Annotated in this window: 12 protein-coding genes and 3 pseudogenes; 9 read left to right on the top strand and 6 right to left on the bottom strand. The window is 35.0% G+C overall.

The window, feature by feature from the left end:
* Positions 1-30 precede the first annotated feature (30 nt).
* Positions 31-1,962: an amino acid permease gene (locus tag ACQ9BO_RS09650; protein ID WP_431244534.1), complete on the bottom strand. Its 1,932-nt coding sequence runs from the start codon at positions 1,960-1,962 to the stop codon at positions 31-33.
* Between the two features lie 409 nt (positions 1,963-2,371).
* Between ACQ9BO_RS09650 and ACQ9BO_RS09645 the strand changes: the two genes are divergently transcribed.
* Both ACQ9BO_RS09645 and ACQ9BO_RS09640 read left to right on the top strand, forming a co-directional pair.
* Positions 2,372-2,638 (top strand): hypothetical protein, encoded by a 267-nt coding sequence (locus tag ACQ9BO_RS09645; protein ID WP_431244533.1) that lies wholly within the window; start codon positions 2,372-2,374, stop codon positions 2,636-2,638.
* Positions 2,583-3,527, top strand: a complete 945-nt coding sequence (locus ACQ9BO_RS09640; RefSeq protein ID WP_431244532.1) for a Gfo/Idh/MocA family protein — start codon at positions 2,583-2,585, stop codon at positions 3,525-3,527. The genes ACQ9BO_RS09645 and ACQ9BO_RS09640 overlap by 56 nt, the downstream gene beginning before the upstream one ends.
* A gap of 183 nt (positions 3,528-3,710) precedes the next feature.
* On the opposite strand, the pseudogene ACQ9BO_RS09635 reads toward ACQ9BO_RS09640, so the two are convergent.
* From ACQ9BO_RS09635 to ACQ9BO_RS09625, 3 genes and pseudogenes are all read right to left on the bottom strand, one after another.
* Positions 3,711-6,618, bottom strand: a pseudogene (locus ACQ9BO_RS09635) (FAD-binding and (Fe-S)-binding domain-containing protein).
* Positions 6,619-6,834: 216 nt separating this feature from the next.
* Positions 6,835-7,125: a hypothetical protein gene (locus tag ACQ9BO_RS09630; protein ID WP_431244531.1), complete on the bottom strand. Its 291-nt coding sequence runs from the start codon at positions 7,123-7,125 to the stop codon at positions 6,835-6,837.
* 339 nt (positions 7,126-7,464) lie between these two features.
* Complete coding sequence (locus ACQ9BO_RS09625) at positions 7,465-8,412, bottom strand: hypothetical protein (protein ID WP_431244530.1); 948 nt, start codon at positions 8,410-8,412, stop codon at positions 7,465-7,467.
* A gap of 321 nt (positions 8,413-8,733) precedes the next feature.
* Between ACQ9BO_RS09625 and ACQ9BO_RS09620 the strand changes: the two genes are divergently transcribed.
* The gene (locus tag ACQ9BO_RS09620) at positions 8,734-8,982 is read left to right on the top strand and encodes a hypothetical protein (protein WP_431244529.1); all 249 of its coding nucleotides are present in this window, start codon (positions 8,734-8,736) and stop codon (positions 8,980-8,982) included.
* Between the two features lie 86 nt (positions 8,983-9,068).
* Here ACQ9BO_RS09620 and ACQ9BO_RS09615 read toward each other — a convergent pair whose 3' ends face one another.
* Both ACQ9BO_RS09615 and ACQ9BO_RS09610 read right to left on the bottom strand, forming a co-directional pair.
* The gene (locus ACQ9BO_RS09615) at positions 9,069-9,500 is read right to left on the bottom strand and encodes a DUF6896 domain-containing protein (protein WP_431244528.1); all 432 of its coding nucleotides are present in this window, start codon (positions 9,498-9,500) and stop codon (positions 9,069-9,071) included.
* A gap of 148 nt (positions 9,501-9,648) precedes the next feature.
* The gene (locus tag ACQ9BO_RS09610) at positions 9,649-9,981 is read right to left on the bottom strand and encodes a hypothetical protein (RefSeq protein ID WP_431244527.1); all 333 of its coding nucleotides are present in this window, start codon (positions 9,979-9,981) and stop codon (positions 9,649-9,651) included.
* Between the two features lie 386 nt (positions 9,982-10,367).
* Between ACQ9BO_RS09610 and ACQ9BO_RS09605 the strand changes: the two are divergent.
* From ACQ9BO_RS09605 to ACQ9BO_RS09580, 6 genes and pseudogenes are all read left to right on the top strand, one after another.
* Positions 10,368-11,545, top strand: a pseudogene (locus ACQ9BO_RS09605) (anhydro-N-acetylmuramic acid kinase).
* 252 nt (positions 11,546-11,797) lie between these two features.
* Positions 11,798-12,766 (top strand): annotated as a pseudogene (locus ACQ9BO_RS09600) (glycoside hydrolase family 10 protein); the annotation flags it as partial.
* Between the two features lie 591 nt (positions 12,767-13,357).
* A complete protein-coding gene (locus ACQ9BO_RS09595) occupies positions 13,358-14,680 on the top strand; it encodes an MFS transporter (RefSeq protein WP_431245095.1) in 1,323 nt (440 codons plus the stop codon).
* A gap of 22 nt (positions 14,681-14,702) precedes the next feature.
* The gene (locus ACQ9BO_RS09590) at positions 14,703-15,044 is read left to right on the top strand and encodes a hypothetical protein (protein ID WP_308092541.1); all 342 of its coding nucleotides are present in this window, start codon (positions 14,703-14,705) and stop codon (positions 15,042-15,044) included.
* Positions 15,045-15,235: 191 nt separating this feature from the next.
* Complete coding sequence (locus ACQ9BO_RS09585) at positions 15,236-15,685, top strand: GNAT family N-acetyltransferase (RefSeq protein ID WP_431244526.1); 450 nt, start codon at positions 15,236-15,238, stop codon at positions 15,683-15,685.
* A 2-nt stretch (positions 15,686-15,687) separates the two neighbouring features.
* Entirely contained in the window at positions 15,688-15,876 is a 189-nt protein-coding gene (locus tag ACQ9BO_RS09580; RefSeq protein WP_431244525.1) for a hypothetical protein, read from the top strand.
* Positions 15,877-15,944: the final 68 nt, after the last annotated feature.

Below are 15,944 nucleotides of genomic sequence, written 5' to 3'. Positions count from 1 at the left end.
GCTTTTTCATTTATAATTTATAATTCACAATTAATAATTACCTACGTTTAGTTTACTGTTTTTTCTACTGTAAGTAAAGTAGATTAATAGTCCAATTAATAACCAGATTGTAAAGTAAATCCAGTTCCAAACGCTTAATTCGGCCATCATATACAAACAGCAGATTAATCCTAATAGTGGAATTAAAGACAAGTTTCTTCTAAAAGCCCAAACTGCTAATCCAACTAAAACGAATAGGAAAATCCACATTGGTATTTTGTGTTTGAATAAACCAAAACCTGATTCGTATTTTGCAGAATCAGCAATTGGCAATCCTTTTACCACTTCAGCATATTTCACTTCGTCGTCTTGGTATTGTCCTAATAAATGCTCTAAATCTGATGTTTCAGCAGTTTTATTGTTTACTTCGATACTTTCTAAATATTTAAAAACTTGCTCTGATTCTGATTTATCTAAAGAAGTTACAATTGAAGTAGCATCGTAAATCTGCGGATCGTTATTGATAAACGCCATTGTTGCTTTATTGTTGAATGCAAAAGCATAATACAATCCCGCAATCATTAAAACTGGCAGAATAAATTTTGAATTGATATAAGGCGTTTTGAATTTTCCTCTTGGAATTTCTGGTTTGTTTTGCGGCACTAAAACCCCTGCACAAACTAATACAAAGGCAAATAATGTTCCGATACTGCATAAATCAGTTACCATTGTAAGATTTAAGAATAATGCCGGAATTGCTACTACAAATCCTGTAACTATAGTTGCAAAAGAAGGTGTTTTAAATCTTGGATGAACCGTTGAGAATTTCTTTGGCAATAAACCATCACGGCTCATACTCATCCAGATACGAGGCTGTCCCATTTGGAAAACCAATAAAACGCTTGCCATTGCCACAACTGCGCTGACTGCGATTATTCCCGACATCCATTTTAAGTCTAATTTATCGAAAACGAATGCAAGAGGATCTCCAACATTTAATTCGTGATATTTTACCATTCCGGTTAAAACCAAAGCAATGGCAATATATAAAAGCGTACAAATAATAATAGCCCACATCATACCGCGTGGCAAATCACGTTGTGGATTTTTACATTCTTCTGCCGTTGTCGAAATAGCATCAAAACCAATATAAGCAAAGAAAACGGCTGACACTCCTTTTAAAACGCCGCCAACTCCATTTGGAGCAAACGGATCCCAATTTGCTGTATCCACATAAAACACTCCAACTGCAATTACCAAAAGAACCACACAAAGTTTTACAACAACCATTAAGTTACTTGCATTACGAGATTCTTTCATTCCTCTGTAAACCAAAGCTGTAATTAGAATAATAATGAATAAAGCTGGCAAATCAGTTACAAAATGAAAAGATCCTATTGTTGGCGCTGTCGTCCAAGCTGTATGAGCTTGCTGTAAAGCCGTGCTCAAATTTTCGAATGATTTTCCGCCTCGCATCAAGGCTTCGGCATCATTAAATCCGTTTGAAGCGGTCAGATAATCCATCTGAATCCATTGCGGGAGATGAATCCCGCCACTTTGGAGCAGTCCTGTAAAATAATCACTCCAGGATATGGCAACAGTTATGTTTCCGACTGCATATTCCATGATTAAAGCCCATCCGATAATCCATGCAATTATTTCTCCAAAAGCAACATAAGAATAGGTATAAGCACTTCCTGAAACCGGAACCATCGAAGCAAATTCGGCGTAAGCAAAAGCGAAGAAACTACATGCAAGAGCAGTAAAAAGAAACAAAAATATTACGGCTGGTCCTCCGTCTGCACTCGCTTTTCCGATGGTGCTAAAAATACCTGCGCCGACAATAGCGGCAATTCCGAAAGCAGTTAAATCTTTGGTTGTAAGGTGTTTTCCTAATGCCTCATGTCCGTCTGCCTCATTCTTTGCAACCTGTTTCAGAATATCCTGCACCGTTTTCTTTCGGAATAAACTTGAAAATGCCATATATGTTTTTGCTATTATTAATTAATTTAATTCAGTCGTTCTGGTTTTATTTTGCAAATAATGCAAAAATTATCTTGATTTCAAATATATAAAACCATTTTGTTTTTCTGTGATTTTTTTTGCCACGAATTCACGAATTATTTTTTCAAATCTTTGGCTACAAATTTTCTCTCGCAGATTGAGCAGATTAAATTTTAAAATCTGCATAAATATTTTCATCACAGTAAAAATCTGCATTATCTGCCATCCCGATAGTTATCGGGAGCGAGAGAAATAAAATCTTTGTGAACTTTGCGTTACCGATAGTTATCGGGATTGCGCTCTTTGCGGTTAAATCGAAAACACGAATGTAACATTTCACAAAATGAGCTTACTAATTAGAAGTATTTAATTTTTAAAGAATCATTTTATGGAAAAAATTACGAGACGTTCTTTTGTAAATAAATTTGGGCTTGGTGTTGGAGCTTCGGTTGTGATGACAACACTTCCGTCTTTTATCACCGAAACAGAAAAGACTCATGCGCCTTACACTGGAAAAAAATTAAATATTGCTTTGTGTGGTCTAGGAAATTATGCCTCATTACTAGCTGAAGGACTTCAGGTTTCTGAATATTGTCAACTTGCGGGAATCGTTACGGGAACGCCTTCTAAAGCAGAAATATGGAAAAAAATATAATATTCCTGAAAAGAATATTTACAACTATGAAAATTTCGATTCAATCATAAAAAATAAAGATATTGATTTGGTTTATGTTGTAACTCCAAATGCGTTGCATAAAGAATTTACTGTTCGCGTTGCAAAAGCCGGAAAACACGTAATTGTAGAAAAACCGATGGCAATTACTGCCGAAGATTGCGAAGAAATGATAAAAGCCTGTAACGATAACAACGTGCAATTGGCAATGGGTTATCGCTTGCACTACGAACCGAATCATTTAGAAATAAAACGTCTTGGACAAGAAAAAGTTATGGGACAGGTTCGTTATATTGAAACTGGTCTTGGTTACAGCACCTACGATGTTCGCGATATCAATAAACCGATCGATTTAAATGCCCGAAACGAATGGAGACTTACTAAAAAATGGGCAGGCGGCGGTGCCTTAATCAATTTAGGAGTGTATTGCATTCAGGTTTCACGTTATGTTTTGGGAGAAGAACCAATTTCGGTTACGGCACAATTTGGACATGTGAATAACAAAAATAGATTTGCGCAAGTAGAAGAAAATATCACTTGGCAAATGGAATTTCCGAGTGGTGCTGTTGCGAATTGCGACAGTTCTTATGGTTTTGGTATTGATAGATTTTACGTCGCTACAGATGAAGGTTTTTTCGAAATGAGCCCTGCTGTGAGTTATGGTCCTTTTATAGGCAAAAGATCTGATGGAAAACCATTTAATTTTCCGGCTATAAACCAACAGCAAACTCAAATGGATGAAATTTGTAAAGTAATTTTAGCCAATAAAAAACTTCCAAATCATATTACAGGTGAAGAAGGAATTAAAGATGTTAGAATCATCAACGCCATTTATAAAGCCGCTGAAACTGGAAAGAAAATTATACTTTAATTTTAGCCACAGATTACAATGATTCACACAGATTATTATTTTGTTTCACGCAGATTATTATTTTGTTTCACGCAGATTTAAAATGATTTAAGCAGATAAAAGCAGATTTTGTTTATTTAAATCTAAAATAAAATCTGCTCAAATCTGCAAAATCTGCGTGAAACAAAAATCTTTGCGGTTAAATTATTTCAAGCAATTCCGCAAAATACTAACCGGATGTTGCGCTTCACGTTTTGTTCCATCATAAATTTGATGACGACAGCTTGTTCCTGCCGCAGACGAATTTTTACGTTTTCGGCGGTGTTACGAACTTTTGGGAAAAGCGTATCCTCTCCCATTTGCATACTTACTTGATAATGTTCTTTTTCATAACCAAAAGAACCCGCCATGCCGCAACAACCTGAATTATAAATTGTAACCGTATTATTTTTTGGAAGATTCAGCATCGCAAAAGTCGCTTCAACTGAACTTAAAGATTTTTGATGGCAATGTCCGTGAATTTTAATTTCTTTGGTCTCTTCAGAAAATGAATCTGGAGTTATTTTTCCGTCGATGATTTCTTTTTTGAAGAATTCTTCGATTGTGAAAGCATTTTGCGAAATTCTCTCCGCATTTTCTTTATCCGAAGCCAATCGCAAATATTCATCTCTAAAAGTCAAAATTGCCGAAGGTTCAATCCCAATTAATGGCGCTTTCGCGGAAATTAAGTCTTTAAAAATATTGACATTGATATCCGTTATCTTTTTGGCTTCTTCCAAAAATCCTTTTGAAAGATAGGTTCTTCCGCTTTCTTCGTGATCGACAACTAAAACCTGATAGCCTAATTTAGTCAATAATTCGAAAGCATCGATTCCAATATTTACGTCGTAATAATTCGTGAATTCATCCACAAACAAATACAATCTTCCGTTTGGAAAATCAGTTGCCGCAGGTTTATTGTTTTGATACCATTTTCTGAAAGTCTTTTTCGCCAAAAGCGGCACTTGTCTTTCGGGCGCAATTCCCATTGTTTTTTTAACCAAAGACTGATTCGAAATAAAATTCGTAATCGACGGGAATTTGCTTCCCATTTTATTCAATTTCGCGTTGTTGGCAAAAATCTTGTTTCTGGTCGAAAATCCGTTTGCTTTTTGGTATTGGTATAAAAATTCAGCTTTAAGAGTCGCAACGTCCACATTACTCGGACATTCGCTGGCGCAGGCTTTACAGCTCACACACAACTCAAAAACTTCATATAATTCTTTCTGGTCAAATTTGTTTTCTTTTTCAGAATACGTCAAATATTCACGCAACGCATTTGCTCTTGCACGAGTGGTTTCTTTCTCATTTCGCGTCGCACGATAACTCGGACACATTGCTCCTCCTGCCGATGGCATTTTTCGGCAATCGCCAGAACCGTTACATTTTTCGGCAGAGACGCAAAATTCCTAAACTATCAGAGAAATCCTGAAACGTTTTGATATCTGGTTCTACTCTGCCCGAAATTACACGATGATTTTCGTCCATTTTCAAGGCATTTACAATCTTCCCGATATTTAAAACCGAATTTGGATCAAAAGCTAATTTGATTCTTTTCAGCAATTCGTAATTCTTATCGCCAATCATAAACGGAATAAACTCACCACGCACAATTCCGTCGCCATGTTCACCGCTTAACGAACCTCTGTATTTTTTTACCAAATGTGCCACTTCTGTCGCAATGGTTCTGAATAATTTTAAATCTGATGTTTTCTTCAAATTCAAAACCGGACGCAAATGCAATTCTCCCGCACCTGCATGCGCATAATAAATCGCTTCTTGTCCGTGGCTTAACATCATTGCTGAAAACTCCGCAATATAAGCTGGCAAATCGCTTAATTCTACCGCCGTGTCTTCAATAGAATCGGCGGCTTTGTCGTCGCCCACAATGCTTCCTAAAAGTCCGAGGCCGGCTTTTCTTAATTCATTGGCTTTATCAATATCTGGTCCGTAAATTTTTACGAGCGCGTAACCAAAATTATTTTTTCTAAATCGGCAATTAAAGCGTTTGCCTGATTTTCGGCATCTTCCAACGTGTGCGATGCGACTTCAAACAACATAATCGCTTTAGGTTCTCCAACTAAAAAGAAACGGTTTTTAATGTGTTCACGATTCGTTTTCGTACAATCCAAAATCGTGTCGTCGATCATTTCGCAAGTGTACAAATGATGTTTCATCGCCACCACAACAGATTCCAAAGATTCTTGGATCGTGTGATAATGCGCCACAACCATAATGCTGTGAGGTGGCGGTAAATCGTCCACTTTTAAAGTTACTTCGGTTGTGAAGGCCAAAGTTCCTTCGCTTCCGCAAAGCAGTTTTCCAAGGTTTATTGTACGTTCAGTTCCGCCAAATAATTCTGATCTTAGCAGAATATCAACAGCATAACCTGTATTTCGTCTGTGAATTTCTGGTTTTGGAAACTCTTTTATAATTTCTTCCTGATTTTCTTTTACCAAAAGTTCGTCGTAAACGCTTTTGTAGATTTTATTTTCTAAAGAATCGCCTTTGGTTTTCTCAATAAATTCTGCCGAAGTCAATTCGCCAAAAGCCACTTCCGATCCATCGCTCAAAATCGCTTTTACCTCGGCAATTTTATCACGCGTAACGCCATAACGAATTGAAGTTGTTCCCGATGAATTATTCCCCACCATTCCGCCAATCATTGCACGGTTTGAAGTAGAAGTAATTGGCGCAAAGAAAACGCCATGAGGTTTCAAAAATAAATTCAGTTCGTCGCGAATAACGCCGGGCTGAACTGTAACTGTTTTTTCTCAGCATCGTAACCTAATATTTTGGTAAAGTGTTTCGAAACATCGATCACAAGTCCGTCGCCAACGGCTTGTCCCGCAAGTGAAGTTCCGGCTGTTCTTGGCGTAACCGAAATATTATGTTCTCTAGCAAAACGAATTAATTTGCTAATATCAGCTGTAGACTTAGGCAAAGCCACCGCATTTGGCCGAATCCGGTACACCGATGCATCTGTCGAATAAAGTGTTTTATGAAGATCATCGTATAAAATTGTGCCCTCGAGTTCGCCGGCTAACTGCTCTAAATCCTTAAGTCGTAACATTATTGCTTTCTTTTGAAATACAAAAATAGGGATTTTTTTAAGGTTCAAAGTGACATAGTGACAAAGAGGCAAAGGTTTTCTTTGAGATTGTTTTTGGAGTTGGAATTTGGACCCGAGCGTTAGCGAACAGGCGTAGCAATTTTATTATTTGGAATTTTAACCTGTTTGTCACCCTGAGCGTAGTCGAAGGCCTTTGAAAAAGTAAATTTTCTCTTTTTAATCCATAATTCCTTCTGTAAACTTTTTAGAAAGAACACCAAAAGTCGGTTTCATGAAATCTTGAAAAGCATTTGCCTCTTCAAGGGTTTGAAAAGTTATCGAATGTTCCTCAACCAATGCGTTTAATGTAAAGTTTAAATGCATAATGTAATCTTGAAAACCATCCAGATAATGAGATTTTGCATCTAGTAGTTCCATACCTGATAATTTTTCAAATGGCTGGCGCTTTGCGTTTATATACGCTTCCGCACTTTTAATAAATTCTTCTTTGATTTTTTCGTAACTCATGTCTTAATGATATATGAACTCTAACATTTTTGCCTTCTGTTTTAAAATCCGTTATGGGCAATTTCCCGAATAAGTCTAACGGACAACATGAGTATATGACTTTCTATTTTGAGTAATTCGTTTAATCAAATTTAAAAAAAATAGCGAGTATATCAAAATTTTGAAATACCTCGCTCTGTGAAGCCTCCCGAACTCGAAGCGACAACGATTAGCAAATACAGTTATTAAAATTGGAACGGGTACGAAGTAAGGAGACTTCGCACAGCAAAACTTCTAAATACACTTTAGGTTTCTATAAGACTTTGGAGAGCGGGGCCTAATCCAATTCTCAGTATCTAATTACTTTATCTTTAATGTTGATCCTATTTCTTTAGCCTGATTGAATAAATTATCCAGATAAGTTATACTGCAAAAATTAATAGTTGCTTTATTGTCACCCAAGACAATTTGATAAACCGTTACAGGTCTATCATTAAACTTGCCTATAATAGTAATTTCATAAGCACTTAGATCATTTATTACAATTTCTTTTTCTACTGCTTTTTGAATTTTAATGCCATCGTTTTTATACCAATTTATCATTGATTGGGCATATTTCTTTCGTGCTTCAAAATTTACCATTGAAGGTAGCGACAAAACCTTTATAATATTTAGGTTGGCAGTAGAAAAACTTCCTATGCCATTTTCAGTAAAATAGAAATCTTGTGCTGATAAATTACAAAAAAACTTAAAGTCTGATTTTGAAAGATCCAAATTAAATTTAGCAAAAGCCAAGTAATCTTGATTTTCAGTTTTATCAAAACTGCAGGTTAATAATGCCGAAAGTATATCTTGACGGATTTTTTCATCATCCTTTAAAAACTTTCCTTCAACCATAACAGAGAAATCATTATCTCCAAACATTAAAATAATTCCGTCTGATTCTCCTTCCAATTGAGGGCAATACATTAAATACGCATCGTAGTCTCCAAGTTTAAATTCTTTTTCATAATAAATTATTGCTCCTTTTAATTTATTTTTTGCTATTGATTCTTTAAAACTTGCCTTGTCTTTTGAAAAACTTGTTTTTGTATTTTCAAACACACGAACATTGCCATCATGCTCCTCTTTTCTATACTTTTCAGAAATTACCATTGAAACCCTTGTATTTGGAAAATACGCCTGATTCCCAGATTTCTGTATCTCAACTTTGTCTGGAATTTGAAGATCAATTTTATTAGTTTGAGAAATTGCGCAATAACTTATCAGGTTAACACAAAAAAGTAAAATTAATGTTGATAATTTCATGTCGTTTATCTTTAAGATATTTTCAGTAATGATAGTGTGAATTATTGTAATTGCAAGTTTAATTAGGAGCTATTTCCTGCTGTCCGCTATATCTTTTGTGGCGAACCCCGCCACAAAAGGATGCCGCTCCCATCAGGGCTAGGGCACTTGATTTCATAAAAGCATTTATTGAAAAACCGTTTAAATAAAAGTTTTAGGACGCAACGATAGCGCGGATTTGTAATCCGTGCCCACAAAGTATATCTTTTTCAACTTATATTGTGTCCAATCTTTGCGGGCACGGATTACAAATCCGCGCTAACGGGTGAGTATATCAAAATTTTGAAATATCCTGAATATCATGCGTGCAGTGAGCTATTTCCTCTAAACGCAAGAAAAAACAGGACGACTAAAACCACACAAACAACCAGAGAAAAAGATTGTAAACGTTTATTTATTTCATTTGAAATTTCAAAAGAAAGTGTAAATACATACAGAAACAGCCCCACAAAAAACAATACAAAAGTCGATACTACCATAAAAATTATGCCTTCTCCTACTACAATTTGTTTCAATGTTATTATTTCTTGAGTAGTATAAAAGAAAAAATAGATAAACCAAACCCAATATAAAAAATGGAAAATGTAGGCAAATGTTGACTTCATTTTTGTTTAATTTTAAAATAAAAGTGATTCCTGAATAATCCTATACGTCATAAAAACACATCCAAAAGGAGTTCCTTCTATTCCTTCGATAGTTAACCATTCTAAAATTCCTTCATTTATAAGTTGATAAAGTTCATACTCAATGTAATCTTCACTATAATTTAATTTATGATATTCAGGATGAGTACGAATAAACTCTGAAAATTTCCATTGAGAAAATTTAATTTCATTTATTGTACTATCATACTCATAAACAACTCCGTCTTTCTTAGCTGTACAACCACTTCCGTGAAACCAATATTCAATTCCATTAATTGTTCCTTTTCTTTCAAAAAAGTCACTAGAAAATGAACATGGATTTATATTTTGTTTGTACTTATCTTTTAATAAAGCTTCGAAGTTTCTGATAAATGTAACGTAGTCTGTTAGGATTTTTTCAATCATAATTCAATCAAATGTAAATCGAATATTTTAATCCACAACAACGATAGCTTGAATTTGCAATTGGTGCCCGTAAATTATATATTTTTCAAATTATTATTGCGTTCTATTTGTGCAGGTACGGATTGCAAATCCGCGTTATAGGAAAATTTTAATGATTTTTGTAAACTCCTAAACTTGTAATATTACCAATAGAGCCTTTAAAATCGTATTTTTTTATTCCTTCTTTAACTTTCAATTCTAAATTGATAACTGCCGCTTCGTACTTAGTAGTATCCTTTGTTTCGCCATCTTGAAATTCCATTGCGCAAGGAACCAAATTTGCATCCAAATTCAAAACATCTACTTTACTGACAAACTTTTCATCTTTTACAATTTTTAAATAAACAATTCTATTGCAAGATTCCTTATCTAAGCCCGAAAGCAAGGCTAAATTAAATGGAATTTCATAATCTCTAAATTTGAATTTTATTGACCTCTTCAAAGTATCTTTTGACAGAATTAAATCCTTAGTATCTAAAAAGTCCTAGAAAACTCAATAGGTTTTTCTTCTCTAACTTTTAAATCAGATTCATTTTTAGTGTCTTTGCATGACTGCAATACAATAATGATAATTGTTAAAAATGCGAATAGTCTTGTTCTCATAGTTTTAGTTAAAAAAAATATTATTAGTTACTTGATGAAACACTATAAATTAGTAGAACCTGTCTTTTACAAACTCTAATCAACTTCGCACCAAAAATATTAATTAACTTATTTAAACAAATACGTACTTATACCTGTTTATTTTTCATTATTTTTTACAATTTCAATGTAATTTTATCCAAAATAATCCCATTTTAGCATTATCAAAAAAAGCATTCCATCAAAATGAATAAAAACATAACCGCCCTTTACAATATAGCTCAAAAACAAACCCGAAAAATAATAGGTTTAATGTCTGGAACTTCACTCGACGGGCTCGATTTGGCACTTTGTGCAATTTCCGGCGAAGGCGAAAACACGGTTGTAAAAATCGAACAGTTTGAAACCATCGATTACAACGAAGACATTAAAACCGAAATCAGAAAGGTATTTGCTAAAAAAACAATCGATTTTCAGCATTTGGTTTTACTGAACGCATGGATTGCAGATTTACATGCCGGAATGATCAACGATTGTCTTTCAAAATGGAATATTCCCGCAAGCGAAGTCGATTTGATTGCATCGCACGGACAAACGGTTTTGCATGCACCAAAGTTTTTGCATCAGCAGGAAAAATTCCCAAATGCAACTCTACAAATTGGCGACGGTGATCATATTGCGGTAAAAACCGGAATTATAACATTATCAGATTTCAGACAAAAACACGTTGCAGGCGGTGGCGAAGGCGCGCCTTTGGCGGTTTATGGCGATTATTTGTTATTCAGCAAAAAAGGCGAAAACCGAATCATGCTTAACATGGGCGGTATCGCAAATTTCACTTATTTGCCAGCCTCACAAAACGCCGAAGAAGTCTTTGTAACCGATACTGGAACGGCTAATACGCTAATCGATATTTTCACCAAACAATTTTTCCCTGAAAAAAGCTTCGATAAAGATGCTGAAATCGCCAAAAGCGGTACAGTAAATCAAGAACTTTTAAGCGAATTAAAAAGTGACGCTTTCTTCCAAAAAGCTTCCCGAAAACAATAGGTCAGGAATTATTCAATCATGATTTTGTGAATTCTGCTTTGATGAAATTAGGCTTAGAAAATATTTCGGCACCAGATTTGCTGGCCACTTTAACACGCCTAAGCGCCGAAACGATTGCCGAAGCGGTTTTGTTTGTTGTAGAAAATACTAAAACTCCAATCGATGAGTTTACAGTTTATATGTCAGGCGGTGGCGCTAGGAATCCGTTATTGGTGAGATGGTTACAGGAATTATTGTCTTGTAAATTTGAAAAAAGCGACGTTCTCGGAATTTCAGGCGATGCTAAAGAAGCGGTTTTGTTTGCTGTTTTGGCGAATGAAACGGTTGCGGGAGGAAATTATAATTTTGGTTCAAAAAAGGAATTCCATCGGTAACAATGGGGAAAATTTCTTTTCCTGATTAAATTAAGTTTGCCACGAATTACACAAATTTCCACTAATTTTTTCTGACTGTATAAAAAACAATTCGTGATAATTCGTGCAATTCGTGGCTAAAAAAACACCATTACTTGCGCAAATTGCACTATTTTTTCTTTTTAATTATTCCTTTCAAAAATAATTTGTGAAAATTCGTGTAATTCGTGGCAAAAGAAACTATTTTTGGTTTTTGTTAATATAAAGATTGAAATGCATAAAAATCAGCACTTACTATACTCTATTCTATTTTTGTTTTTCTTTGGATGGAAATCCTTTTCACAGGAAAAAATACTGCATCCTAAAAACGAATTCAGAGGTGTGTGGATTGCGACTGTAGTGAATATTGACTGGCCAAAAACAAGTGCAGACAATGTTGAAAAAGAAAAAGCTGATTATCTTGAAATTTTAGAAACATACAAAAAACTGAATTACAACGCCGTAATTGTTCAAGTTCGAAGCGTTGGCGACGCGATTTATCCTTCTGAATTGGCACCTTGGTCGCGATTTTTGACAGGGAAAGAAGGTTTGGCTCCGAATCCATATTATGATGCATTAGCTTGGATGATCGAGCAAGCGCACAATCGAGGATTTGAGTTTCATGCATGGCTGAATCCGTATCGTGCGACTTTTGATTTGAATAAAAATCTTTTAAGTCCGGGACACGATCTTTTTAAACATCCGGAATGGATGATCGAATACGGCGGAAAATACTACTACAATCCTGCTTTACCTGAAGTTCAGGAACATTTGACAAAAGTGGTAAAAGAAGTCGTTGATAAATACGACATCGACGCCATTCATTTTGATGATTATTTTTATCCGTATGCTGTTCCCGGAAAAGTCTTTAATGATACTGCTTCATACAAAAAATACGGAGCAGGTTTAAGCCTTTCTGATTGGCGTCGTGCCAATGTGAGCAACTTTGTACACACCATTTCAACTACAATTAAAGCAAGTAAACCTTGGGTACAATTCGGAATCAGTCCGTTTGGGGTTTGGCGAAATAAATCTCAGGATCCAAGAGGTTCCGAAACACAATCTACCTCAAATTACGACGATTTATACGCAGATCCAATGCTTTGGATGGATCAAAAATGGATCGATTACATCTTGCCTCAATTGTATTGGAGCATGAACAATACGAGAGCATCTTATTCTAAACTAGTAAAATGGTGGTCAGAAAATGCTAATCCAAATACTGCGATTTATATTGGTCATGCGTCTTATAAAATTAGAGGCGACGGCGATAAAAGCTGGAATTTCATTACCGAAATCCCAACACAAATCGATTTTCTAAGAACCTTCAAAAACGTTTCCGGAAGTGCTTATTTCAGCTCTAAATGGTTTATGGATAAAAACTTAGACGTGGCTCGTCATCTAGAAGAAAATCAATATAAATATCCAGCGCTTCCTGCTCCGGTTCCAAATTTGAAACATGTTATTATTGATACGCCACAAGTTCTTGAATATGCAAAAGACAGCATAAAATATACCTTTACAATAAAAAGTCCGCTGAATACTAAAGTGCGTTATATGGTGGTGTACGGTGGCGACAATATTTCTAAAATCGACATTAACGACGCTACCAAAATCGTTGAAAAAGTTACCATAAAAGAAGTTGATGGAAAAATCACTTTTTCGATTGCTGGCGGAAAACTAAATCTTTACAAAGCCTGCGCCGTAACTTTCATTGATTACTATGCCAACGAAAGTACACCAACTGCCATTGATCTAAAAAAACTTTTAAAAACTATACACCAAATCAACCTAATGAAAACAGATAATAACCCTTGGTTCTGGATTCCCTTTTTAAACTTTGCATCTGGATTGCCATATGCCATAATTATTTCGGTTTCGGTAATTATGTACAAAAATCTTGGAATTTCAAATGAAGACATCGGAATCTACACCAGTTTATTATATCTTCCTTGGGTAGTAAAACCGCTTTGGAGTCCGCTTATCGAATTAATCGGAACCAAAAGAAAATGGTTTTTAGGGATGCAGTTATTAATTTCGATTGCCTTTTTATTAGTTGGATTAACGATTCCGACAAACGGGTTTTTCATGATGTCTTTGGCCATATTTTGGGTCGCCGCTTTTGCTTCTGCTTCAAATGATATTGCGACCGACGGTTTCTATTTATTGGTTTTGCCGGAAGACAAACAATCTTTCTTTATCGGAATCAGAAGTACTTTCTACAGACTTTCTATGCTTGCCGGAAACGGATTGGTAGTACTTTTCGCTGGATATTTGGAACATAAATATGGAGACAATACCAAAGCTTGGTCGTACACGATGATTTTTGTTGGTTTAGTAATGACATTCATCACAGCGTACAATTTTATTTTTACGCCAAAAAATGAGATTAATGTCGTAGAAAACAAGAAAGAAACAACGCACCAAAATTTTGGAACGATATTTACCAGCTTCTTTCAGAAAAAACAAATCGGATTGGTACTGGCTTTTATTTTGGTTTTTAGATTAGGAGAATCACAATTGCTTAAAATGCTAAGTCCATTCCTATTAGATTCTAAAGAATTAGGCGGAATGGGATTAGACACGGAAGCAGTTGGAATCATTTATGGGACATTAGGAATCTCAGCTTTAACAATTGGCGGAATTTTGGGTGGAATTGCAATTTCAAAACACGGACTTACTAAATGGATGTTTCCAATGTTTTTAGCAATGCATCTCCCAATTCTTGGTTTTATTGGCTTGGCTCATTTTCAGCCACAAGAATTATTTCATCTTCATTTAAATTTATATTTTTTCGAAATAAATTCTCCATTAAATCTTTATACTTGTATTACTGTTGTTTTAGAGCAATTTGGTTATGGTTTTGGATTTACCGGTTTCATGATGTTTTTAATTCATGTTGCCGAAGGAGAATCAAAAACAGCACATTATGCACTTGCAACCGGATTTATGGCATTAGGAATGATGCTTCCGGGAATGTTGAGCGGTTTTATACAACAATATTTAGGCTATCAGAACTTTTTTGTTTGGGTTTTGATTACCACAATTCCAGGTCTTATTTTATCACGTTTTTTAAGTTTCCCAAAAGATTTTGGGAAAAAATCAGAAGAAGTTTAAACCCCAAATCAAACTTTTACCTATGGAAATCAATGAAAATTTGCAGGCCGAACGCAACTTGAAAGGAGCTGAGTTCGAAAAAAATGGAAATCTTGAAAAAGCAATTGAATTGTATGAGGAAAATGTCGCAGAAAGCTTTAAAGGAAATCACCCTTACGATCGATTAGCTACGATCTACAAAAATCAACTTGATCTCGAAAACGAAATCAGGGTTTTAGAAAAAGCCATTTTGGTTTACGAAGAAATCACTCTTGTAGACCGATTGGAAGGACTTCCAAAACTTTTCAGATTCAAAAACCGATTGGAAAAAGCTATTGAAACTAAAAAACAATTGGCTAAACAAAAGAAAGCAAAGTTGAAATAATTTTTACCATTAAGATATTAAGTAATTTAAGCCAAGCTTTATGAACTTTCTTGTTGAAAAGAAAAGAATAAAGTAAAACTAAGACGATAAGCTTAATTTTCTTTTACCTCGAATAGATTAAGCAATTTAAGCCATAGCTTTATGAACTTAATGCCTTAATGGTAAAAACATGATAACTAAATTTATTTGACATGGTTACTTTAAAACGTACGAATTCAGACGATATTGATTTTATAAATCTGGTTGCTTTATTAGACCAAGATTTAGCAATTCGAGACGGAGACGATCATGCTTTTTACAATCAGTTTAATAAAACCGATAAAATAAAACATGTAATTGTTTATTACGAAAATGACATTGCTGTTGGTTGTGGCGCTTTCCGCGAAAAAGAAAGCGACAAAACCGAAATCAAACGAATGTACGTTCATCCTGATTTCCGCAATAAAGGAATTGCTTCTAAAGTTTTAGCCGAATTAGAAATCTGGGCCAAAGAAGTGGGTTATACTTATACTATTTTGGAAACCGGAAAAAATCAGCCGGAAGCCATCAACTTATATCAAAAACTAAATTATACCATCATTCCAAATTATCCGCCTTATGAAGAAATGGATAATAGTGTTTGTATGAAAAAGACTTTATAATAATGAAAATTACAGAACAAGCTTTACGACAAAGAATAGGACAATTTTTCTTTCCTGCCGTATTTATGAACGATACAGAAGAAAACATTCAGGAAATGGAACGTTTCATAAAAGAGTATAATATTGGCGGATTGACCTTTTTCATAGTCGTGCGAGCGCGGCAACTAACTACGAAAGCAAGAAAAAAGTAGTTTTTAATGACGACAGCTACGAAAAAATCAAAGCTCTAATTGTTCGTTATCAAAAAGCCGCTTCTACT

It is taken from the genome of Flavobacterium sp. P21 (assembly GCF_050632225.1).
Taxonomy (GTDB): domain Bacteria; phylum Bacteroidota; class Bacteroidia; order Flavobacteriales; family Flavobacteriaceae; genus Flavobacterium.
This window is presented reverse-complemented; position numbering and strand designations above follow the sequence as displayed.